This window comes from Micromonospora tarensis (assembly GCF_016803395.1).
GTDB classification, from domain to species: Bacteria; Actinomycetota; Actinomycetes; order Mycobacteriales; family Micromonosporaceae; genus Micromonospora; species Micromonospora tarensis.
On the sequence record NZ_JAEVHL010000018.1, the window covers coordinates 39,570 to 61,939 of the forward strand.

The window sequence follows — 22,370 nt, forward strand, 5'->3', positions numbered from 1 at the left end:
TTCCCGGCGGCGGGCCGCGGGCCTCTCCGCACGTCCACGCAGTCCCGCGACGCTCACCGGTGACGATGATCCTCCCGGTCCGGGGGTGCTCCTTAACCGGGTCAAGTGCTGCCGGCGTGCCCCCGGTGGCCCCGCGTCGCTCGGGCGGGCGGCTTCGCCCCGGGGAGGCGGGAGGGTAGGACGAAAACCCGTCGCCCCGAGGCGTCGCGGCGCCGGCCTGACGAGCGGCGCTCCGAAACCCTACCCTAACGTACGAGTATCCATATCAGGTGGTGGTGCTTGCAGGGGGCAGTATCGACGCCGCCTGCTGCTGACGTCGCCGTCGGGTCAGCCGACCCGCGCGACCGTCGCGTGATCGCGGATCTCCCCGGCTTCGCAGTGGCCAACTCCGAGATCGCCCCGGGGTTGGCCGGCGAACGTCAGGAAGCGTGAGACGGCCGTCGTGGGTCAGGTGGAGTTCGTGCATGGCCCTGGTGCAGGCGATGTAAAGCATGCACCTGTCCATTTCGTTGGCGTAGTTCGTGTCGTCGACCTGCGGGACGATCACCGTGTCGAATTCCAGTCCCTTGGAGAGGTGCGCCGAGGTGATGACGATGCCGCTGGCGAACTCTGCGCTGTCGTAGTCGAGGAGCGTCAGCTCGACGCCGGCCTCCGCCAGGGCCTGGTAGAGCGTCGTCGCCTGGGCGATGGTCTTGCAGATGATGCCGAGAGACTGGTGTTCGCTGTTTCTGTGCTGCTCGATGAGGGCCAGGATCTGGGCCTGTTGACCCTTCTGGTCTGTGCACGCGATGACCTGCGGTGGACGTCCGTGGCGCTCGACCGGGACGATCTTGTCGTTGCGGGAGATGTGCTGGGCGAAATCCGTGATTTCGGTCGTGGAACGGTAGCTCTTGCGCAACTCCAGGCAGTCGGCCTCGGGGAAGATGCTGCGGATGGTCGACGGTGACGAGGAGCTGAACGGGTTGACCGACTGGTTGGCATCTCCCAGGATCGTCATCCTGCAGGAGAACAGCTCCCGCACCACGGCGTACTGGATGGGCGTGTAGTCCTGCATCTCGTCGATCAGCAGGTGGCGGATGCGTCCGTAGCTCTCCTGGCGAGATGTCCTGATCATGGTGTAGATCAGCGGGAAGACGTCGGCGTACTCGACCTTCTTCCGACCCAGCGGCTTGAACAGGCCGCGGCGGGCCGGGTGCGAGTAGAAGGCCTTGTACACGGCAAGCGCGTCCTTGTGGGGGAACATGGCGCGGACCTGCCGGCGCACGGCGGTGGTGTCGGCGGCCGTCCACGTGCGGCCTCTGTCCGAAGCCTGCTGCTTGAGCAGGTGGACGGCGGTGTCGGCCAGCAGGTCCAGCCGGGTGAAGATCGGAAGTGTCGGTGACTGCCCGAAGGTCGCCGCGACCCACCCGGCGGAGAGCCGATTGTTCTTTTGGACGATCTCGGCGGGGGTGAATTCCTCGTCCGCCCGCGCGCTGATCCATGCGTCGAGCAGGGTGACGAACTCCGGCGTCGCCTTGTAGCGCATGCGCTCGGCTGCCGCGTCGTCGACTCGGTCGAGCAGGTTGACCACCTGTTCGCTGAACGTCTCGTAGTCGGTGATCTTGGCGAGGAACCTGCCGGCGATGGTGGTGAAGTCGATCTCGGCGATCTGCTCTTCACCTAACTCGGGCAGCACGTTGGCGATGTAGTCGCCGAAGACCTTGTTCGGGGAGAGGATCATGATGTTGTCGGAGGAGAGGGTGTCCTTGAAGCGGTAGAGCAGGAAGGCCACCCGGTGCAGGGCGATCGACGTTTTCCCCGAGCCCGCCACACCTTGCAGGATCAGCACCTGCGCTGTCTCGTTGCGAATCACCGCGTTCTGTTCCCGCTGGATCGTCGCCACGATGTTCTTCATCTTGTCGTCGGCCGACTGGCTCAGCTCCCGCTGCAGGACGTCGTCACCGATGTTCAGCGCGCTCTCGAACATGTATTCCAGGCGCCCGTCCTGGATCTTGTACTGGCGCTTGCCGGTGATCTCGCCGTGGGCGATCCCCTGGGGGGCCTGGAAGAACGCCTCGCCCGACTCGAAGTCGTAGTAGAGGCTGGAGACGGGGGCACGCCAGTCGTGCACCATGATCTCCTGGGTCTGCGGGTCGGAGAAATTGTGCACACCGATGTAGTGGGCCCTGGCCCCCGTGTCGCCGCTCGCGTGAAAGTCAACGCGCCCGAAGTAGGGGGACGTCAACAGCCGCTGGATGCGTTTCCGCACCGTGACCGCGTGCTCGGCCAAGGTGACCGAGGTGTTCACCTCGACGCGGACGTTCGCCTTCTCGATGCCGTCCATGTCGCGCCAGTGCGTCCACATGTGCTCCTTGTGCGCCTGGATGGCGCTGGCGGAGCTGTCGATGGTGGTGGTCAGACGCTCCAGCGCCGCCGTCAGCAGACGCACCGTCTCGGCCAGATGCTGACGCTCCAGCTGTTCGTCTCGAGTCTGCACATCTGTCACAGCTGTCTCCGGTTCGATTCCTGCACGTATGGGACGGTCGGACGCCATCTCCACCTCTACCCTAACGTGCGAGTACAGATGCCGGCCGGCACCGAGTCCCGCAGGGGTGCCCATCTCGGATCCGGCTTGCGTGCGGATCGCCAGGGGTCGGACTCGTCGAAGGCGAACACCCACTGCGGGAGGTGGCTGCTGACGTGCTCGCTCCGGCGGCGTCCTCCGTGACCGCTGGAACCACTACCCCGCGCAAACTCTTCCGTGCGGGTAGGGTTGTGGTTCAGTTTGGCGACCGGCCGGTGCCCGGCGCGTCGCAGTCGTGCCGGCGGTGACAGTGGTGCCGGCTAGCCTGGACGGCAGTCGACCGGTGGGCGCTCACCGGGTTGCGAGCACGATCGGGAGGCGGGACGGAAGCCATGGGTGACGGCGCACTGATGCAGATCGGCGAAGTGGCCGAGCGGACCGGGCTGAGCCTGCGCACGATCCGCTACTACGAAGAGGTGGGCCTCATTGTCCCCTCCGCCCGCAGTCAGGGCGGCTTCCGCCTCTACACCGACGCCGATGTGGACCGGCTGCAGGTGGTCAAGCGAATGAAGCCGTTGGAATTCAGCCTGGAGCAGATGCGTGACCTGCTGGCCATCGTCGATCAGCTCTCCGGCGGCGCCCGACTGGCCAAGGCGGAACGTCAACGGCTGCTCGACACCCTCGCCGGCTACCGCGAGGCCGTCCACGAGCGGTGCGCGGCGCTACGGGCGCAGCTCGCCACCGCCGAGGAGTTCGCCGCCACCCTTACCGGCCACATGGACGGTCTTCAGTCACCGACCGCCTCTCGCGCCACGGCCAGCGGCTGACCTCCGAACCCCGTCACCCCCGCCCAGTCGGGCAACCCTCACGTGAAGGTATTGTTGTGCTGGAGTCAGCGACAGAGGGGGTGGGCGCAGGTGCCGACGGCGACAACGACGACAGCAGTGGCCGCCGAAGCGGCCCGGCGGCGCACCTTTGCGGTGATCTCCCATCCCGACGCCGGGAAATCCACCATCACCGAGGCGCTCGCCCTGCATGCCCAGGTGATCGGCGAAGCCGGTGCCGTGCATGGCAAAGCCGGCCGCAGGGGAGTGGTCTCCGACTGGATGGCCATGGAGCAGCAACGCGGCATCTCGATCACCTCCGCGGTCCTGCAGTTCGCCTACCGCGACCTGATCATCAACCTGCTCGACACCCCTGGCCACGCCGACTTCTCCGAGGACACCTACCGCGTCCTCACCGCCGTGGACTGCGCCGTCATGCTCCTCGACGCCGCCAAAGGCCTGGAACCGCAGACCCTCAAGCTGTTCGAGGTCTGCCGGGCCCGGCAAATCCCGGTGATCACCTTCATCAACAAGTGGGACCGCCCCGGCCAGGAGCCGCTGGCACTACTGGACGAGATCGAACAGCGGATCAAGCTTCGTCCCACCCCGATAACCTGGCCGGTCGGCATCGCCGGTGAGTTCCACGGTGTGATCGACCGGCGCACCGGCGAGATGACCGCCTTCCACCGCACCCCCGGCGGCGCTACCGCGGCGGTCGAGGAGCAGTTCGACCCGCGTCAGGCGGCGCAGCGCTACGGCGAGGACTGGCGCCGGGCGGTCGAGGAGCTTGAGCTGCTCGCCCTCACCGGCGCGACCACGACCAGGCGGCCTTCACCGCCGCCGTCACCACACCCGTGCTGTTCGGCGCGGCAGTGGCCAACTTCGGAGTACGACAACTGCTCGACGTGCTCGCCAGCCACGCCCCCGCACCGCAGGCGCGCCCGGACGCGGACGGTCAACCTCGTTCGGTCGACGCGCCGTTCGCCGGCTTCGTGTTCAAGATCCAGGCGAACATGAACAAGGCGCACCGCGATCAGGTTGCCTTCGTCCGGGTCTGCTCCGGCCGGTTCACCCGAGGGATGACCGCCATCCACGCCGGCACCGGTCGGCCCTTCGCCACCAAGTACGCACAGCAGATGTTCGGCGCCGACCGGGAGACCATCGACGAGGCGTACCCCGGAGACGTCGTCGGCCTGGTCAACGCCACCGCCCTCGGCATCGGCGACACCCTCTACGACGGCCCGGCCGTGGCATTCCCACCGCTGCCCTCGTTCGTCCCGGAACACTTCGCCGTGCTCCGCGCTGCCGACACCTCCACCTACAAGCGGTTCAAGCGAGGCGTCGAGCAGCTCGACGCCGAAGGTGTGGTCCAGGTGCTGCGCAACGACCGCCGAGGCGAACAGGCCCCCGTCCTCGCCGCCGTAGGCCCGATGCAGTTCGAGGTCGCCATGGCCCGCCTGGACGCCGAGTTCGGTGTCACCGCCGGGCTGGAACACCTCCCCTACGAGCTGGCGCGCCGCACCGACCGGGCCAGCGAAGAGCGACTGCGCGGGGTCGCCGGCGCGGAGGTGTTCACCCGAGTCCGCGACGGCGCACTGCTGGCTCTGTTCACCAACGGCTGGCGGCTGCGCGCCATCGGCGACAGCATCCCGGGCCTGACCTTGGACCCCCTGCTCGTCAGCGCCTGACCAGCAGAACCACGGACGGGGATCCTATTGCCAGCAAAATCAATGGCCATTCGGTGGCGGCGCTGAGCGACACGCTTGGAAAGTGGCGTTGCGGGTACCTCTCGCCGTGGTCACCTCCCGATCCCGATCCGGCAACTAGGCGCCGCTCGTCGCCTTGGCTGGCCGCATTCGGGACCTGGCTGCCGGTACCCGACAGCGAGGGAGCCAGGCAGCTCGGCTGCGGCGGCGCCAGATGGAGATCATCGGGCTGATCGCGCTCCAGGCGGGGCTCGCGGCAGCGCTCGCCTGGTGGCTGGCGCACGACCTGCTGGGCAACCCGAACCCCGTCTTCGCGCCTACTGCGGCGGTGGGCACGATTGCTGCGGCGATTGGCCAGCGCACGCGCCGCACGGTGGAACTGCTGGTCGGGGTGGGGCTTGGCGTCGCCATCGGCGATGGTTTGGTCCTTCTCATCGGCACCGGGGCGTGGCAGACGGGCGTGATCGTCGCCCTGGCCATCGGCATCGCCCTCGGCCTCGTGGGCCGGGGCGGCACCGTGGTCAGCCAGGTGGGCGGCACGGCGGTGCTGATCGCCACCCTCTCCTCCAGCCAACAGAATCTGGAGGTACCCCGCGTCGTCGATGCGATTGTCGGCAGCCTGGCCGGCCTGACCGTGGTGGCGTTACTGCTGCCACTACATCCTATGCGTGTCCTTCATCGGGCGTCCGGACCGATCTTCGACGCGCTCACCACCTACCTTCGCGAGATCGAGTCGGCGATGCGCGCCAGGGATTCCGACCAGTCGGTACACGCGATGGAAGGGCTACGCGCGATGGGGCCGGACGTGGAGCGGCTACGCGAAGCGCTCAGCGGGGCCGAGGAGGTGGTGACGGTCGCGCCGGCCCGGTGGCAGTGGCGGCAGCATCTCGAACGGTACGACCGGGGCGTCGAACATCTAGTCCGCTTCATCCATAGCAGTCGGATCCTCGCCCGACAGGCAGCGACAATGATCAAGTATCAAGAGCGACTACCCCAGCATCTTCCCGACGCCATCGAGGCACTGGCGCAAGCCGTGCAGCAGCTGCAGCGGGAGACGCGAACCGACAAACCCCACGAACAGACTCGCCGCCTCGCACTGCGGGCGGCCGAGGAAGCCGGCTGGGCCACCGGTGCGGGATTGCAGAACTTTGGGGTCACTGTGGCCACGCAGGCTCGCTTGGCAGCCAGCGACCTGCTCCGTGCGACCGGCTGCCCAGTGGACGAGGCGAATCGGCGGGTCCGGCAGGCCGCGCGTAGCGCTGAGCAGGCGAACCGCCAGGATAACGGTGACCGCCAATAGTGTCGGCCCGGGCCGATCGAAACTCCGGACGCCCGCTCTTCCGTTGGCGAGGATCACAACGGTTGCGCGGCGGCGTAGCGGGATCGGGGCGGGTCGCGAGCCGGCGGAGGAGGTCGTGTGCTTTGTGCTTCCTGGGCGTCCCGGACGGCGGTGATGACGTCGTTGACGCTTGGGGACAGCTGCGCCGATGGAGCCGATGATGTGACGCTTTCCCGGTTGCGGCAGCGCAATCCGGTTGACGGAGTGAGCACTCACTCCGTAGCGTCGGCTGTATGACTTCCACCCCGAACCGACGCAGAGCGACTGGCATGACTGCCGAACAGCGACGCGAGACCATCATCCGCGCTGCTCTACCCCTGGTGGCCGAGCGCGGGGCCGCCGTGACGACCGCGCAGATCGCCCGGGCCGCGGGCATCGGTGAAGCCACGGTCTTCCGCGTCTTCGACGACAAGGACGCCGTGCTCGAGGCGTGCGTCGCCGCAGCCATGGATCCCACCCATGTCCTTCAACAGTTGCGATCGATCTCGCTTGCGCAACCGTTGGTGGACCGACTCGTCGACGCGGTCGACGCGCTCGACGCTTACCTCAACCGCATGGGCGCGGTGATCGGTGCCCTGCACGCCTCCGGCAACTCCAACCCCAACCGCAGATCAGGGCGTGGCACCGCGGAACCCGCCCAGCCACGGCAGCGATCCGCGGGGCGTGACGCCTCGCAGGCAGCCACCCGGCAGGCGATCCTCGAATTGATCGAACCCGAGCAGCCACACCTACGGCTTCCGGCCCACACTCTGACCGACCTGTTCCTCGGCATGTTCTTCGGCAGGAGCCGAAACCTGCACCAGCACACCGGAATCGACACCCGCCAGCTCGTCGACCTCTTCCTCCACGGCGCTTACTCGACCGGCAGGGCGGCGTGACAGCCGCATCGGCGAGCCAGCGCACCTACCGAACGACGCCAGCAGCGTCGGGCGTCCAGCACGTCGCCGGTCCACCGCAGTCAAACCCGACATGATGGTGATGTCTGCCGCAGCTACGTCCGTACAGTCCACACGGCCGATGCCGGTACCGTTGCAAACGGTGCGCCGGGAAGTCTGGTCGGCAACGTCCGACCCGACCCCCGAGAGTGAGCATTCATGACAGCAGCACCGCCGCAAAGCCCGCGCTTGTTCGGCCGAGGGTCGTGGCTCGAAGACCGGCGCATCGGCGACATCCTGCGGAAAGAGACCATCGGTGGCGTCCTGCTGCTCGCCGGTGCGGTCCTCGCCCTGATCTGGGCGAACTCTCCCTGGGGGAACGGCTACGAGACACTGCGCGGGTTCACGATCGGCCCGAAGTCGCTGCACCTTGATCTGTCGGTCGCGACGTGGGCAGCCGACGGGCTGCTGGCGATCTTCTTCTTCGTCGCTGGCCTCGAGCTGAAACGTGAGTTCGTAGCAGGGGACCTGCGTGATCCGCGGCGTGCCGCGGTGCCGATCGCCGCGGCGGTCGGCGGCGTGCTGATCCCCGCTGTGCTGTACCTGGTGATCAACCTCAGCTCGGCTGATGGGCAGGCCAAGGGCTGGGCGATCCCGACCGCCACGGACATCGCCTTCGCGCTGGCGGTTCTGGCGGTCATCGGCCGATTCCTGCCGCGTGCCATGCGTACGTTCCTGCTCACCCTCGCCGTGGTCGACGATCTGCTCGCGATCGTCATCATCGCCGTCTTCTACACCGCGAGCCTGTCGATTCTGCCGCTGCTCGCCACGCTGGTCCCGCTGGCGGCGTTCACCGTCCTGGTGCAACGCCGGGTCCGGTCGTGGTGGCTGCTGCTGCCGCTGGCGTTCGCCACCTGGACGTTGATGCACGCCTCCGGCGTTCACGCCACCGTCGCCGGGGTTCTGCTGGGCTTCGCGGTTCCGGTGCTGCGCAGCCGCAAGGCGGGCGGCCCGGACGCTGCTCCCGGGCTGGCCGAGCACTTCGAGCACCGCTTCCGGCCGATCTCCGCCGGCGTTGCCGTGCCGGTCTTCGCGTTCATGTCCGCCGGCGTCGCGGTCGGCGGGCTCAGCGGGCTCGGCTCCGCCTTCACCGACCCGGTCGCGATCGGCATCATCGTCGGCCTGGTGCTGGGCAAACCGATCGGGATCACCGCCGCGACGTGGCTGGTCACCCGGTTCACCCGGGCGAAGATGGACAGCGGCTTCGCCTGGATCGACGTGGTCGGTCTTGCGGTGCTCGCCGGGATCGGGTTCACGGTGTCGCTGCTGATCGGGGAACTGGCCTTCGGTCTCGGCAGCGACCGCGACGACCACGTCAAGGTCGCGGTGCTGGCCGGCTCGCTGGCCGCCGCGCTGTTGGCCACGGTCATCCTGCGCCTGCGCAACCGCACCTACCGGCGCATCCACGACGCGGAGACCGTCGATGCCGACCGCGACAACATCCCCGACGTCTACCAGCAGCCCGCCGGAAGCCGTACCGACACTGCCTGACCGTTTCGCCCGCCCACCCGCGCAGATCGTCGCTCGCGGAGGGCACCCCGGGGTCGTCAGCTACTGTCGTCGGCTGCCGTTGGTAGCCGACGATCGATCGCCGCTCGGTGGACGGGAAGCGCAATGGAGGCCACGTCACGGACGATGGAGTCCAGCAATCGCAAGACACGTGGCTGGTCGCTGGAGACGAGTCGGATGTCGTCGACGATCATGGCCAGGACCGTGTCGTACGAGATGTTGCTCATCCGGGCGCGGACGGTGCCGTCGTCGTCGCGGACGGCGTAGGTGGGATCGGGGCGGGTCGCGAGCCGGCGGAGGAGGTCGTGTGCCTCCTGGACGGCCCGGACGGCGGTGGTGACGTCGTTGACTCCTGGGGACAGCGCGCGTTCGGCGATGTCGGCGAGTTGCCGGAAGCCGAATCCGAGGTCTTGGCCCGGGCTGCGTTCCACACCGATGGTCACGCCCAGCCCGGCGCGGTCGGCCGGCACCGGGCGGGCCACACCACCGGCGGTCCGGTGCACCCGCAGCAGGGGCGCTCCCGAGGCGACGAAGTCACCCGGGACAGGGACGACGGAGATCGCACACTCGTGCTCCCGTGCCAACCGCCCGAGCAGGTCGAGGTCGACGTTGTTGACCATGCCGGGTTCCGAGGCCGGCACCGTCTGTGTCACCTCTCCGGGAACACGCGCCGGTGGCTCGTCGGGTGGGGGGAGACGGGCGATCGACCGTCGGGTCTGCGCGCCGATGGAGCCGATGATGTGGGAAACCCTCATCACCGTGGTGATGTGGTGCAGGTAGTAGATGAACGTGGCGCTGCTGGCCAGGACGAGGGCTATCGACACGGCGAGGGACAGCTCCGGTAGCCCTTGGCCCTCCTGATCTGGCAGAGCGGCCAGCACCACCATCGCGAACAGGAAGGTGGCGACGAACGTACCGAGCGTTGCCTGGATGATCCGGTCCTGCAGAAAGGTCCGCAGGACCCGGGGGGAGTACTGGCTGCTGGTCAGTTGCAGGGCCACGACCGTGATGGAGAAGACCAGCGCGGTGAAGGAGATCATCGCCGTGATGATCGAGGACAGCAGCGAGCGTGCACCGGCGGGGCCGCTGGGCACGATCCCCCCGAAGGGCAGATCCAACTGCAGCTCCAGCGCCGACAGCCCGACCGCCGCCAACACCGCACCAACCGAGAAGATCGCCGGCACCAGCCAGAAGCTTTCCCGTACCTCGGCCAGGCGCGCTGACGCGGTGCGGGGCCGGCTCACAATGCGCAGTTCTTCGTCAACACATGTTCCATCGTGTCGCACGCCCGGATGCGGCGCGCATCGTCTGCCGATCTCTGCGACGCCTCCGGTACGCGGCCCCGGGTGTGAACCTGGGACAACGGGGTAGCGGCGAGGGATGGATGCGCTGCACCTCAGTTACGCCCTGGTGGGGATTCTGGGGGTGTTGTTGGCCTTCTGGTCCAGCGCCATTCGTCGGACTCCGGTCAGTGAGCCGCTGCTCGCGTTATTGGTGGGGGTGCTGGTCGGTCCGATTCTCGGGCTGATCGACCTGCCGCATCACGAGGCGTCCGTGTTGACGTTGGAGGCGAGCCGGGTCCTGTTGGCCATCTCGCTGATGGCGGTCGCGTTGCGTTTTCCGCTGTCGGACTACCGGTCGGTGGTGCGCCCGGTCGGCGTGCTCCTCGCCGTCGCGATGGTTGGCATGGCGGTGGTCAGCGCCGGCCTGGCAGGGCTTGTCCTCGGCCTTCCCGTCGCTTTGGCGGCGTTGCTGGGCGCCTGTGTGACGCCGACGGACCCGGTCCTGGCTTCCAGCGTCGTCTCCGGAGGGCCGGCGGAGCGGCAGCTGCCGGCTCGTCTGCGTCAGGTGATCAGCGGTGAGTCGGGCGCGAACGACGGGCTCGCCTTCGTCTTCGTCGTGCTCGCGTTGTGCGCCGTGACCTCTGGATCAGTCGGTGGTTACCTTCTGGAGGCGGTGTGGGGGGTGGCGGGGGCCGTGGTGGTCGGCGTGGTGGTCGGTTACGCCGCCGGCCGGGCCGTCGTGGCGGCTGGGGCCCGGGAGGACGTTGATCAGGGCTCGCTGTTGGTCTTCACGGTCGTACTCGGCGTCGCGGCGCTGGGAGTCGCCAGGCTGGCGCGTACCGACGGCATCCTGGCGGTCTTCGTCGCTGGCCTCGCCTACAACGCGGTGATCGGGGACCGATCTCGCGCGTCGGAGCAAAGGCTCGACGACGCGCTCACCCGCTATCTGGTGTTGCCGTTGTTCTTCCTGCTCGGGGTTGAGGTGCCGTGGCGTGAGTGGCGCGAGTCGGGCTGGACGCTGGTGGCGTTCGTCATCGCGGTGTTGGTGCTGCGCCGGCTGCCGGTGGTGCTCGCGCTGAAGCCGGCCCTGGGGCTGTCCTGGCGCAGTGCGGTGTTCCTGGGTTGGTTCGGACCGATCGGTGTGTCGGCGCTGTTCTATCTCACCTACAGCCAGGAGGAAGGAGCCGGGGATCCTCGGCTGTGGGCCGCCGGCAGTCTGGTGGTGGTGGCGAGCACGGTGGTGCACGGGGTTACCGCTATGCCCGGTCGTCGCTGGTACGCGCACCGTGCGGAGCCGGCGACCGCTACCGGCGGTCCGCCCGGTTGATGACAGCTTCCGGCGCCTCGGGTGTGTGGACGGTGATGTCCTGGGTCGCCGACGCCACCCGGATGCCGTTTTCGGCAAACCGGTCCAGCACTCGCCGGGTGACCTGGTCCTTGACCTGACGGGCGGCTCGGACCGGCACGACGAACCGTGCTGACAGTTCGACCCAGTTCGGGGTGGCGCGGACGAACACGCGGGCATCGACCTCTGCCTCGGCGACCGGGTAGCGGTGACGCATCTGCGCGATGGCGTGCCGCGCCTCGGCCGTCGAGGAAATGTTCTGCGCCTCCTCGCACAGGATGCGCTCCGCGAGGTGCCAGTCCGCCTGGTAGGGGATGGGGAAGGTCAGTTCGTCCCACAGGTGGTCCAACACCGTGCTGCTGTTGTAGACCGGTGTGCAGAACACGAAGCGGTTCGACAGGGACACCACCCGTCCGGTGTACTGGCGGCCGCGTATCCAGGATTCCGGGTCGGTGGAGGATCCGCTTTCCAGGATGCGGGTCCGCAGCGGGGTGATGTCCAGGACGTCGCCGCGCACCTCGCACATCTGAATCCGGTCACCGACGCGGAACTGCCGGCCGGTGAGGATGGCGATCCACCCGGCGAACGCGCCGATGACCTCCTGCAGGGCCAGCGCGAGACCGACGCCGAGTAGTCCGACGACCAGGCCGATCCGGCCGGCGAACGGCCGCCACAGCAGTGCCAGCGCAAGCAGCAACGCCACGACGGTCAGGTAATGCACCGCCTTGCGCAGGTAGTAGCGATTGGTGGTGTCGCTCACCCGCAGGGTCGCCAGACGGCCAGCGACAGGGGCGATGACGACGGCCAACACCACTAGGACGACGCTGGTCACGAGGCGACCGCTCACGCTGCTCGTGTCCCAGAATGCCTCCAGGAACCGCTCCATGCTGCTCGCCCATCGTCCCCGGCGATCGGCCGATGGGGGTCCGTCGCGTCGTTTCCACCATATGCAGCAGCTGACGGTGGAATCTCGCAAACGCCCGTCCCGTGGCGGGCCAGCGCCACGCGTACGTCATCCCGCTCATCCGCAGCGGGTGAGTGGTCGGTCAGCACAGGTCGAACCGCGATGCCCCGTCCCCGCGGCAACTCGTGATCACCGGACTGTCAGCTCACGAGCGGCGAGCGCCCGACCGCCTTCAAAGGCCCGGTACGGTCCCGACGGCCCGAGCTGGTAACGGTCGGTGAGGTCGCGGTGAGAGAACCGGATCACCGTGCCCTGCACGGTCACCAGCTGCGGCGGAGTAGGCACCGGCTGGCCCGTCGACAGCACGAGCAGGGTTCCATCGGTCAGATCCACGTCGCGTACGACGAACGCCGTGTCGGTGATGACCCGCTCGACGCTCGCGGTCACGGTGAGCAGGTCGCCCACCTCGGCCCGCGCGACCGTTCCTGGTGTGGTGGTGAGCGTCGGTTCGGGGCTGGGCTGCGGAGTCACGGGGCTGCTGGTGCAGCCTGCGGCGAGCAGGACCACCGCTGGTAGCGCTGCCATTGAACGCACCCGGCCATTCCAGTTGCCCATTCGTGGGTCCTCCTCGCCGTCGTGGCGCTTGGTCAAGGATTTCCCCGGGATGTCGCGGTACGACCGCCAAAGCCTGTGACGGTTGGGTGACGATTCCCGCCGTCGATCAGTGCCTTGGAGTAGCGGCTCTGGATCGTGGCACCAGCCGGCGTGTCCCGCGTACAAGCGGTGGGTACGTCAACCGGATGGTGCTGAAGAACCCTGGGGACCTGCTCAGGCTGCTCGTCATCGCCGCGATCGTCTATCCGGCGCTGGTGCTGATCCTGCGGCTCTCCGGCAAACGCACGTTGTCCAAGCTCAACGCGTTCGACTTCGTGGTCACGGTGGCCCTGGGGTCCACGCTGGCGACGATCCTGCTCTCGCGGGACGTGTCACTGCTGGAGGGGATCCTTGCGCTGGCCCTGCTGGTGACGTTGCAGTACGTGGTGGCACTGCTCGCCGTACGCTGGCCGCCGTCGCAGCGCCTGCTCAAGGCGCGCGCCCCACGATGCTGTTGCGCGACGGTCGGGTGCGGCACGCCGCCCTGCGACGCGCTCGGATCGCGGAGAGTGAGATCCGGCAGGCGGCCCGTGGTAACGGCATCGGAGACCTGAGCGAGTTGGCCGCGGTGGTGCTGGAGTCCGACGCAGTCTCAGCGTCATCCCCAGCAGTAAGCTTGGTGACGGCAGCAGCCTCGATGACGTCGTCGACCACGCGGGCTAGCTGAGCGGCACAGGTGTCTGCGCCGCTCCTGGTGGGCACCGAGGCAACCGCCGTCGCAGGTATGATCGTTCGGAATCGGTGGGGCGCCGCGAGGTCTGGTCGGCATCGTGATGACGCACGTCTGTGGAGCGTGATCGATGCTGTTGTTGTCGTTCGCCGTTGTCCTGCTGGTGGCCGTGCTGCTCTCGGCACTGGCTCATCGCACCATCCTGTCTACCGCGGCGCTGTTCCTGGTTGCCGGGTTCATCCTCGGCGAGGACACCACCGGGCTGCTGCACCTGCACTCCGATTCCCCCATCGTGGCGCAACTCGCGGAGCTTGCCCTGTTCGCGGTGCTGTTCACCGACGGGATGCGGGTCGGCTGGGCAGACCTGCGCTCGGCATGGCGGCTGCCCGGCCGGGCGCTGGGTTGGGGCCTACCCCTCACCCTGCTGATCACGGCGCTGCTGGCCCATTATGTGGCCGGCCTGGGCTGGCCGGAGGCGCTGCTGATCGGCGCGATCCTGGCCCCCACCGACCCGGTGTTCGCGGCGGCGCTGGTGGGCAATGACAAGGTGCCAGCCCGCCTACGGCATCTGCTCAACGTGGAGTCGGGCGTCAATGACGGGCTGGCCCTCCCCTTCGTGGTGCTGCTTCTGGCTGTCGCCGCCGGCTCGGACGACCTGCACCTGGGAGAGATCGCCGGCGAACTCGCGATGGGACTGCTCATCGGTGTGCTGGTGCCGCTGCTGGCGATCGCGTTGGAGCGCACCCGCTGGCTTGCGGCGTCCGCCGCGTACGCGCCGCTGAACGGGGTGGCGATCGGGCTTCTGGTGTTGGCGTTGGGCAAGGTCACCCACGGTAACCTGTTCCTGGCCGCGTTCGCGGCGGGGATCACCGTTGCCACGTTCGGGCCGCGGGAGCGGGCGGCGTTCGAGCATTTCGGGGAGAACGTCGCCGAGCTGTTGAAACTCGCCGCGCTGTTGGTCTTCGGCGCGCTGATCTCGGTTCGGTTCCTGGGCGAGATCTCCTGGACCGGCTGGGCCTTCGCGGTGCTGGCGATCTTCGTGGCTCGTCCGGTCGCGTTGTGGATCTCGTTTCTCCGCTCCGGGCTCGGCGCCAGGGAGCAGGCCGCGGCGATGTGGTTCGGGCCGAAGGGCTTCGCTTCCGTCGTCTACGGGCTGCTGGTCCTGGAGTCCGGCATCGCGGCCGGCGACGAGGTGTTCCACCTCGTCGCTCTGACAATCGTGATCTCCATCCTGTTGCACTCGTCGACCGATGTCGTGATAGCGCAAGCCTTTGACGAGTCCCGGGAGACGCCTGCCTGGTTCGGCGTGCTACATCGGGCCCGGCGACCGCTGCGGCCCCGGCGGCGAGATCGGGACAGGTCGTCCGCCGACGGTTGATCCGTTGGGACCGCCGATGGCGGCCCAGACCGTCTTGCCGTCACCGAAGGAGAAGAAGCCCCAGTCGGTGGTGAGTGCGGCGATGATCGGTAGGCCACGACCACCTTCGGACATCTGACGGGGGAGTGCCGGGGCGGTGGAACTGGGAGTTTCGCCTCCCCGGTCTCGGACGCTGATCCTGAGCGACCCCGCCACGTGGGCGACCGTGATATCCATGTCCGTCCCGGCGTGTTGGACGGCGTTGCTGATCAGCTCCGAGGCGATGACCATGGCCCGGTCGGCCACGGCGTCCATGCCCCATGCGCGGCACTGCCGGGCGACGAGCTGGCGGGCGGCGGCGGGGGACTGCGCTCGGGCGGGCAGGTGCAGGTGCGCACGGCGAGAAGAGGGTGGCTCACGTCCGGCGGCAGGCTGTCCGAGGAGAGCCGTACCGAGGATCGCGTGCTGACCGAGGGTGGCGCGAAGCAGTCTCCCCGTGGGAGTCAGAGGATTGGTCGACAACGTCAGTTCCGGTCCGTCGGACCGGACCGGGGCCCACCGGGCGAGGAACGTGGCGATGGGAGCAACGTCCGACGTCGCGAGGGCGTTGAGGTCGACCACGAGGGTCAGCGGAGCGTCGAGGGAGCCTTCGAGCAGCAGAGAGGCAAGGTGCGGTTCTGCTTCGGGGGTGAGGTTGCCCGCGATGGCGATCCGCGTACTACCACCGTCGAAATCGCGCAGGACTGTCCATGTCAACCGAGCCATGAAGTTCTAGCTGCCGTTCGACGAGCCGTAGATGGTGCCGGTCGGCCGCGTCGCGGGACGCTCAAGCGCGGCAGCCACCCCGGTGATCCGGAGCACCTCGGCGACGATTCCCTGTGCGTTACGCAGGACCAGGACTCGCCCCTGCTGGGCGGCGAGCCGGTGAACATCCACCAACTCCTTGACCGCACCGGAGTCGATCAGTGTGGTGTCGCGCAAATCGACGATCAACCACTGTCCGGCGCTTGACGCGAGCGTGCGCTCGACAGCCTCGCGCAGGTGGCCAGCGAAGGCCATGTCCAGTTCCCCGGAGAGGTGGAGAGTCCTCGGCGCGAGCCCCACGCCAGAGGACCGGATGTTGAACATGAGGCTCCTGCCACCCCCAAGTCCCTCACCAAATACCTGCATGCCTGCACGTATCGTTTACGGCGCAACGGTACCTGCCCGGTGGCTTCCGCCATCAAGGGCTGGCGCTGGACTCTTCCCAGTGCCGCCACCACAGCTCCTCCGCCGGTTCCCCGGCGGCGGTCACCAGCGCGTTGATCAGGTCGGTGGGCGTCTGCGGGCGTCCGGAATTGGCCGTTTTCAGGAGACGGCGAATCTCGGCCGTCCGGTGGCGCATGACATCGCCGACGAGGGCTTTGCCGCCATCGGTGAGAGTCAACCAGGCAACCCGCCGGTCGTCGGATTGTTGGCGCCGGGCCACCAGATTCCGACGTACCAGGCGATTGCACATCCTCGTCGCGGTCGATGGATGCACGCCGAGCGACGAAGCGAGGTCCACGGTGCGCAACGGGGCCCGTGCGGCGAGGATGACCAGTGTCCGGTACTGCGGCAGCGTGACTTCCGCGTCCAGTGAGCCCAGGGACCGGGCGGTGATCCCTACCAGTGCGCGGCTCAACGCGGACAAACCGTCAAGCAGTTCATTCTCAGCTGCAGTCGACGGAGTGCCGCCTTCCGCGTACGGTTTCACCCGGAAATGATTGCACGGATGCACCTATAGTCGTCGGATGGGCCGCTCATGCAGGTGAGGATCGAAGCGTCAGCCGCCGACCGGGCTGCGAGGTGGGGACGGCTGACCGCGTTTCCGCCGATGCTTCTGGTGGTCCTGTTTGTCATGGTCTACGCCGCACTGATCCTGCGGCCGGACCTCCTGCGACCGCTGCGCGCCCTGCGGCTGATCACGGTGGTGCTTCGGGTCTCCCAGATGGGCGCAACGGCTGCGGCGACCGCCGCCGACATCTCGGCCCTGCGCGCGGAGATCGAGGCGTTACGTCGACAACTCGATCCAGGGACGTCGCTGGCGGGTGACGATTCGGATCGGCGGAGCCATGCGGCCCAACCCTCCGGTTGACCGCAGCGAGGGCAAGGCACCGCCTGCCCGTTCTTCCTTCGCCGACGCGGCGCCGAGTAGGTGGACCCGCTGGCTCGGGCTGCGGCTGGCCATCGGGTTCGTCGCGGTGGTCCTGCTGATCGACGTTGCGGCGGGCACCCATGCCGTACTCATTGGCTTTCTGGCCCTCGCCCCGCTGTTCGCCGCCGCCGTCGAAAGCCCGCGCCGCACCGCCGTGGTGTCGGCCACGGCGACCACGGCGGCGGTGGCGGCCGGGTTGCCCAGCGGGATGCTCGGCAGCCTCGATCATCTGCTGCGGGTGGCGGTGGTCATCGCGGTCAGCCTGATGGCGGTGTACGTCGCGCGGGCTCGAACCGGACGGGAGCAGCGTCTGCGCCGGATGGCCGAAATCGTGCGGACCACCCAGGCTGCGATCCTGCGTGAGCCGCCGCAGTGTGCGGCCGGGGTGGAACTGGCAGCCCGGTACGTCGCGGCCTACGAGGAGGCCGGCGTGGGCGGCGACCTGTACGAGGTGGTGGCCGACCAGGACCGGCTGCGGATCATCGTCGGTGACGTCTGCGGCAAGGGGCTCGCCGCGGTGCGACTGGCTTCGGCGGTGGCGGGAGCGTTCCGGCAGTCGGCGATCATCCGGTCGGACCTGACGCAGGTGGCGCGCGACCTGGACGATCTCGTCGCCCGCGAGCCAACTCCCGCCCGGGCCGCGACTTTCGTCACCGCCGTCCTGGTCGAGCTACGCGGAGGCGAGATCGGGACCGTCAACTGCGGTCACCCCGCGCCGATTCTGCGGCACTGCTCCGGGGAGTTGGAGGAGTTGAAGGTGTCTCCGCCGGATCGACCATTGGGTCTGGGCGGGCCTCGGACACCGGAGTGTGTGGCCCGTTGGGACGTCGGTGACCGGCTGCTGCTGCTCACTGACGGACTGCTCGAGGCGCGCGACAGCGAGCGGCGCTTCTTTCCGACGTCTGCGCTGAGGGCGTGTCTGGCCGAGCCGTCGGTGGACCAGTGTCTCGACGCGGTCTGGGACGCGGTGCACCGACACGTGGGGGGCGAACCGCATGACGACATCGCACTCCTGCTGGCTGAGCGCCGGCCCGTGGTTCGGTGAGCGACGAATACGCCTCGAGCTGGGGTGACCTGCGAAAACAATTCATTGCATCCATGCATGTTTCACCAGGTACCGCCCGGGTTAGGAGTCGTGCGTGGAGTTGACAGTCGACACGATGCAGGTTGGTGCCGTCACCCGCATCCGGCTGGTGGGGGAGATGGACCTCGCAACGAGCGGGCTCGTGCATGACGCGGTCATCGCGGCGTTGGCGCGCGATTCGGTGCACGACGTCATCCTCGACTTCGCCGATCTCACCTTCATCGACTCCACCGGCATGGGAACGCTCGTGGCGTGCCAACGCGCCGTCACCGTCCGTGGCGGCACCCTGCGGCTGGAGCACCTCGCGCATTTCGTCCGGCGGCAACTGTTCGCCGCCGGCCTGCTCGGCCTGCTCTGCGGAGGGGAAGACGACCAGGCCGCCCCATCGAACTGACCCCCCCGCCGTCCCCTCGGTTCCCACAGATCGGACCCCGCTCGTGACTCCGCCCCCGGACGCGCCGCCTCCGCGTCGAACCGCCCTGGCCGGACGCCTCAGGAACGCGGCCGCGCGACCGATCCAGCTCATGCGCTCGCCGTGGGCACGCCGTGTCCTGACGGCGGGCGCGCTTGTCGCCATAACCGCCACGGGTATCACGATCGGCACCCTCCTCGGTGCCAAAGGCTCCAGTGACGTCGGGCCGTTCCGGGTCGCGTTCCAGCTGACCCCATCCACGGACGGCGGCACGGAGATCGCCATACCCCCGTTGGGATCGCTCTTTCTCGACAGCCACGACGGTCCCGCGCGACTGACCGTCCGCCTCGACTCACTCGACCAGCGACGCACCGAGGCGCTGCTCGACGACCCCGCCGGCCTCGCTCACGCCAGCGCCACGGCACCCGAGGATCTCCGCGACGCCCTGGTCCGCCTCGGGCTGCGTACGGTCGGCGTATCGGTCCTCACGGCCATGCTGCTCGCGGGGTTGACGTTCCGGTCCGTGCGTCGCGTCGCGTGGTCGGGTGGCTTCGCGCTGCTGGTCACCGGTGGCACCCTCGGCACGGCCGCCCTGACGGTACGACCGCAGGCGCTGGCCGAACCCCGGTACGAGGGCCTGCTGGTCAACGCCCCGGCGCTGATCGGTGACGCGCAACGGATCGCCGATGACTACAGCCGCTATGCCGAGCAACTCCAACGCCTCGTCGGCAACGTCGGCGAGCTGTACACCACCGTGTCGACCCTGCCCATCTACCAGGCAGCACCCGACACCACCCGGATCCTGCACGTCTCGGACCTGCACCTGAACCCCGCCGCCTGGCCGATGATCAACAACGTGGTCGAGCAGTACGACATCGACCTCGTCATCGACACCGGAGACATCACCGACTGGGGCAGCGAACCCGAGACGTCGTATGTCTCCATGATCGGCCAGCTCAAGGCTCCGTACGTCTACATCCGCGGTAACCACGACTCACCCCGAACCGCAGCGGCGGTGGCCAGCCAGCCGAACGCGGTCGTCCTCAACGACTCCGTCACGACGGTCGCCGGAGTGACGGTCGCCGGCATCGGCGACCCCCGGTTCACGCCCGACAAGCAGGAAGCCGAGGCAGGGCCCTGGGAGGAGCCAGCGACGACGGTCGAGGGTACGGGAAAGCAACTCGCCACGACGATCCGCTCGCTGGACCAATCGGTGGACATCGCACTGGTGCACGACCCCGCGTCAGCGACCGCGCTCAACGGTGCCACGCCGCTCGTCCTGGCCGGCCACACGCACCAGCGGAAGGTGACGACGATGCCGCCGACCGGCACGGTCACCACCCGGCTGGCAGTGCAGGGCTCCACCGGCGGGGCGGGGCTGCGCGGACTCGAAGGTGACGAACCGATGCCCCTGGTCATGTCGGTGCTCTACCTCGGCGCGGATCACCGGCTCCAGGCGTACGACGACATCCAGGTCGGCGGCACCGGCACCGCACAGGTGAGCCTCAGCCGCAAGGTGGTCGACGACAAACCACCAGTGAACCCGGCTGCGCCGCCCGCGACCCCCGCCGACAATTAGCCTTCTGAAAAGCCTTCCACCCGGACACAACGCCCGGGGTCCGGTCGCCGCTTCCCCGTCACAGGCGGCTCAAGGCTGCCGGTGCAGGGCCCCTCGAATGATGTCGGTCAGTCGCCGGAACCCGAACCCGACGCCCTGGCCGAGGGTTCGTTCCACGCCGAGGCCCACCGCGACGCACGCTCGTGCGTCCGGCACGGGATGCCCCGGAACGGACGCGGTGATGACCCGGATGGTCAGGGCCAGCCGGTCGAAGCGGCCCGGTCCGACGCCCAGCGAGATCACGACCCTGCCGAGGGCCACGGGCACGATCAGCCCTGTCGCGGCCCAGTGCACCGCTGACCGCAGCGACCAGTGCGGGTAGGGCGCTGCCGTCGCTCCCGCCCGCGGACCGAAACCTGCGGCATCGGGGTGTGCCGCCCGCCCGTCCGGGTACGCCGCGAGCACTCGGCGGCGCAGTGGAGGTGTGATGAGCGGGGGGACTGTGGGAGGGGACGGGCGGCAGAGCCCGACAGAGCGGCTGGCCGAGGACGTGGCCGACGTGGTTCGCGAGGAGATCCGGGCGCTGCGCGCGCAGGTGGGCGAGGCGGCTCGGCCGGCCGGCGTGGGCATCGCGCTGCTGGCCGCTGCCGGCGGCTGCCTGGTGCTCGGCGCCGGAGCGGCGTCGGCAACGGTGCTGCGCATGCTGGAGACGCTGCTCCCGCGCCGGCTGGCCGCCGCCGGTCTCACCGCCGGTTACCTGGGCGCAGCCGTGCTGCTGGGGCGAGTGGGACTGGCGCAGCTGCGCGCGGCCGGCGGCCCCTCGGCCCGGCTCGCGGACGACGTGCGGGACATCGTCACCGAGACCGCGGGCCGGGTGTTGCCCGCCGGCGCCGACGCCGCCCGCGGCGAACTGGGCAGGTGACAAAGAATCGGGAGGACGACATGGCGGACAAGCACGACCAGGCCGAGGAGATGCGCGACGACGTCCCGTCGACCATCGCGCGCTCGGACGACAAGGCAGTTCGCACGTACAAAAGACCCTGGAGTCGGCCGAGGAGAGCTACGGCGACGGCGAGCGGGCGCACCGGGCCGCCTACGCGTCGTTGAAGCACACCCACGAGAAGGTCGGCGACCACTGGGAGCCCAAGGAGCACAAAGGCCCCTCGGACCCGCAGGCGGCTCAGGGCACCCCGGCCTCGCGGGACCGCGACCGACCGACCGCCCAGGGGGTGGACGCCAACGCCAGCAAGGGCCACCCTTCCTCGGCTGGTTCGGCCCGATCGGCGTGTCCGCGCTGTTCTATCTGACCTTCGGTGCCGGCGAGCGAGCGCGGGACCGCTGCTCTGGACCGCCGGCAGCCTCGTCGTCGCGCACAACGGGCCGCGGCGGCGCTGCCGGGCCAGCGGCGTTCCACCGGCTGACCGGTATCCGGCGGAAGCCCGACGGCCCGTCCCGCGGGCTGGCAGGGTCAAGGCGCCGACTCGGGAAGGAGAAGGCGGTTGGAACGGTACGCGCCGGTGCTCGCCATGCTCGGGCTGGCCGCCGCCCTCGTCGGCACCTTGTACCTGGTGCACCTGCGGACGGCGGTGGCCCCCGTGCTGTCGACCGTCGCCGCGTTCCGGTCCGGGCTGCCGCCCCGCGAGCACGCGGTCTCCCGGTTCCACGTCCGCTGGTACGCGGTCAGCCTGCTCTTCCTCGCCTTCGACGTGGAGATGCTGTTCATGTACCCGTGGGCGGTCGTGGTCGCCGACGTGGGCGCGTCCGCTGTGGCGGAGATGTTCGTCTTCCTCAGTCTGCTGATGGCCGGCGTGCTCTACGCCTGGCGTGAGGGCGCGCTGCGGTGGGCCTGACCGGTGACCTCCTGGCCCGCTGGGCGTCACGCCGGCCGCACCTGCTCCTCGCCGCCGCGCCCGGCGCCACCGCCGCACGCCTGGCCGTGGAGGCCCACGCCGACCGGGCCGGATGGCCGCTCGCGGCGTCCCCGGCGGACGCCGACCTGCTTGTCGTGGCCGGCCAGCCGGGATCCGAGCTGGCGGCGGCGATCGAGCGGGTGTGGGACCAGTTTCCCGGCCCCCGGGCGCGGGTGCGAATCATCGACCCGTCGGGGTGGC

Annotated in this window: 23 protein-coding genes and 2 pseudogenes; 17 read left to right on the top strand and 8 right to left on the bottom strand. The window is 68.9% G+C overall.

Annotation, left to right across the window (positions count from 1 at the left end; all coding sequences use genetic code 11):
- Positions 1–265 precede the first annotated feature (265 nt).
- On the bottom strand, positions 266–2,485 hold the full coding sequence (locus JM949_RS06815) for a HelD family protein (RefSeq protein ID WP_203147582.1): 2,220 nt from the start codon (positions 2,483–2,485) through the stop codon (positions 266–268).
- 410 nt (positions 2,486–2,895) lie between these two features.
- Between JM949_RS06815 and JM949_RS06820 the strand changes: the two genes are divergently transcribed.
- The 6 genes from JM949_RS06820 (at position 2,896) to nhaA (ending at position 8,798) form a co-directional block, all read left to right on the top strand.
- Entirely contained in the window at positions 2,896–3,330 is a 435-nt protein-coding gene (locus JM949_RS06820) for a MerR family transcriptional regulator (RefSeq protein ID WP_238432701.1), read from the top strand.
- Between the two features lie 90 nt (positions 3,331–3,420).
- Positions 3,421–4,344: a GTP-binding protein gene (locus tag JM949_RS36595; protein ID WP_309232036.1), complete on the top strand. Its 924-nt coding sequence runs from the start codon at positions 3,421–3,423 to the stop codon at positions 4,342–4,344.
- A complete protein-coding gene (locus tag JM949_RS36600; protein WP_309232037.1) occupies positions 4,320–5,015 on the top strand; it encodes a peptide chain release factor 3 in 696 nt (231 codons plus the stop codon). The genes JM949_RS36595 and JM949_RS36600 overlap by 25 nt, the downstream gene beginning before the upstream one ends.
- 232 nt (positions 5,016–5,247) lie before the next feature.
- The gene (locus JM949_RS06830; protein ID WP_238432702.1) at positions 5,248–6,333 is read left to right on the top strand and encodes an FUSC family protein; all 1,086 of its coding nucleotides are present in this window, start codon (positions 5,248–5,250) and stop codon (positions 6,331–6,333) included.
- Positions 6,334–6,641: 308 nt separating this feature from the next.
- Entirely contained in the window at positions 6,642–7,250 is a 609-nt protein-coding gene (locus tag JM949_RS06835) for a TetR/AcrR family transcriptional regulator (protein ID WP_238432703.1), read from the top strand.
- Between the two features lie 216 nt (positions 7,251–7,466).
- On the top strand, positions 7,467–8,798 hold the full coding sequence (nhaA, locus tag JM949_RS06840; RefSeq protein ID WP_203147584.1) for a Na+/H+ antiporter NhaA: 1,332 nt from the start codon (positions 7,467–7,469) through the stop codon (positions 8,796–8,798).
- Between the two features lie 56 nt (positions 8,799–8,854).
- Here nhaA and JM949_RS06845 read toward each other — a convergent pair whose 3' ends face one another.
- Positions 8,855–10,060, bottom strand: a complete 1,206-nt coding sequence (locus JM949_RS06845) for a DUF2254 domain-containing protein (protein ID WP_203147585.1) — start codon at positions 10,058–10,060, stop codon at positions 8,855–8,857.
- A 136-nt stretch (positions 10,061–10,196) separates the two neighbouring features.
- On the opposite strand from JM949_RS06845, the gene JM949_RS06850 reads away from it, so the two are divergent.
- Positions 10,197–11,426 carry a cation:proton antiporter domain-containing protein gene (locus tag JM949_RS06850; protein ID WP_203147586.1) on the top strand — a complete coding sequence of 410 codons (1,230 nt, stop codon included), beginning with the start codon at positions 10,197–10,199 and terminating at the stop codon, positions 11,424–11,426.
- Here the strand turns inward: JM949_RS06850 and JM949_RS06855 are convergent.
- Entirely contained in the window at positions 11,404–12,420 is a 1,017-nt protein-coding gene (locus JM949_RS06855) for a mechanosensitive ion channel family protein (protein WP_203147587.1), read from the bottom strand. The genes JM949_RS06850 and JM949_RS06855 overlap by 23 nt on opposite strands.
- A 117-nt stretch (positions 12,421–12,537) precedes the next feature.
- The gene (locus tag JM949_RS06860; protein ID WP_203147588.1) at positions 12,538–12,933 is read right to left on the bottom strand and encodes a hypothetical protein; all 396 of its coding nucleotides are present in this window, start codon (positions 12,931–12,933) and stop codon (positions 12,538–12,540) included.
- Between the two features lie 215 nt (positions 12,934–13,148).
- Between JM949_RS06860 and JM949_RS06865 the strand changes: the two genes are divergently transcribed.
- Positions 13,149–13,556: a DUF421 domain-containing protein gene (locus JM949_RS06865; protein WP_203147589.1), complete on the top strand. Its 408-nt coding sequence runs from the start codon at positions 13,149–13,151 to the stop codon at positions 13,554–13,556.
- A 246-nt stretch (positions 13,557–13,802) separates the two neighbouring features.
- Positions 13,803–15,050, top strand: a complete 1,248-nt coding sequence (locus JM949_RS06870; RefSeq protein WP_203147590.1) for a cation:proton antiporter — start codon at positions 13,803–13,805, stop codon at positions 15,048–15,050.
- Here JM949_RS06870 and JM949_RS06875 read toward each other — a convergent pair.
- The 3 genes from JM949_RS06875 to JM949_RS06885 all read right to left on the bottom strand — a co-directional run bounded on the left by JM949_RS06875 (position 14,982) and on the right by JM949_RS06885 (position 16,764).
- Entirely contained in the window at positions 14,982–15,794 is an 813-nt protein-coding gene (locus JM949_RS06875; protein ID WP_203147591.1) for an ATP-binding protein, read from the bottom strand. The genes JM949_RS06870 and JM949_RS06875 overlap by 69 nt on opposite strands.
- A 6-nt stretch (positions 15,795–15,800) precedes the next feature.
- Complete coding sequence (locus JM949_RS06880; RefSeq protein ID WP_203147592.1) at positions 15,801–16,157, bottom strand: STAS domain-containing protein; 357 nt, start codon at positions 16,155–16,157, stop codon at positions 15,801–15,803.
- A 94-nt stretch (positions 16,158–16,251) separates the two neighbouring features.
- A complete protein-coding gene (locus JM949_RS06885) occupies positions 16,252–16,764 on the bottom strand; it encodes a MarR family winged helix-turn-helix transcriptional regulator (protein WP_203147593.1) in 513 nt (170 codons plus the stop codon).
- A gap of 120 nt (positions 16,765–16,884) precedes the next feature.
- Here JM949_RS06885 and JM949_RS06890 point away from each other — a divergent pair, with 120 nt between their 5' ends.
- From JM949_RS06890 to JM949_RS06905, 4 genes are all read left to right on the top strand, one after another.
- Entirely contained in the window at positions 16,885–17,145 is a 261-nt protein-coding gene (locus JM949_RS06890) for a hypothetical protein (RefSeq protein WP_203147594.1), read from the top strand.
- Entirely contained in the window at positions 17,123–18,250 is a 1,128-nt protein-coding gene (locus JM949_RS06895) for a PP2C family protein-serine/threonine phosphatase (RefSeq protein ID WP_203147595.1), read from the top strand. The genes JM949_RS06890 and JM949_RS06895 overlap by 23 nt, the downstream gene beginning before the upstream one ends.
- Positions 18,251–18,350: 100 nt before the next feature.
- Positions 18,351–18,683 (top strand): STAS domain-containing protein, encoded by a 333-nt coding sequence (locus JM949_RS06900; protein WP_203147596.1) that lies wholly within the window; start codon positions 18,351–18,353, stop codon positions 18,681–18,683.
- 130 nt (positions 18,684–18,813) lie between these two features.
- Positions 18,814–20,280 (top strand): metallophosphoesterase, encoded by a 1,467-nt coding sequence (locus tag JM949_RS06905; protein WP_203147597.1) that lies wholly within the window; start codon positions 18,814–18,816, stop codon positions 20,278–20,280.
- A 69-nt stretch (positions 20,281–20,349) separates the two neighbouring features.
- Here the strand turns inward: JM949_RS06905 and JM949_RS06910 are convergent, their stop codons facing one another.
- Positions 20,350–20,724, bottom strand: a complete 375-nt coding sequence (locus JM949_RS06910) for a hypothetical protein (RefSeq protein ID WP_203147598.1) — start codon at positions 20,722–20,724, stop codon at positions 20,350–20,352.
- A 22-nt stretch (positions 20,725–20,746) separates the two neighbouring features.
- Between JM949_RS06910 and JM949_RS06915 the strand changes: the two genes are divergently transcribed.
- The 4 genes and pseudogenes from JM949_RS06915 to JM949_RS06930 all read left to right on the top strand — a co-directional run.
- Positions 20,747–21,181, top strand: a complete 435-nt coding sequence (locus tag JM949_RS06915) for a phage holin family protein (protein ID WP_203147599.1) — start codon at positions 20,747–20,749, stop codon at positions 21,179–21,181.
- A 50-nt stretch (positions 21,182–21,231) separates the two neighbouring features.
- Positions 21,232–21,515 (top strand): annotated as a pseudogene (locus tag JM949_RS06920) (ChaB family protein); the annotation flags it as partial.
- A gap of 270 nt (positions 21,516–21,785) precedes the next feature.
- Positions 21,786–22,109 (top strand): NADH-quinone oxidoreductase subunit A, encoded by a 324-nt coding sequence (locus JM949_RS06925; RefSeq protein WP_203147608.1) that lies wholly within the window; start codon positions 21,786–21,788, stop codon positions 22,107–22,109.
- Positions 22,100–22,370 (top strand): annotated as a pseudogene (locus tag JM949_RS06930) (hypothetical protein); the annotation flags it as partial. The gene JM949_RS06925 and the pseudogene JM949_RS06930, both read left to right, overlap by 10 nt.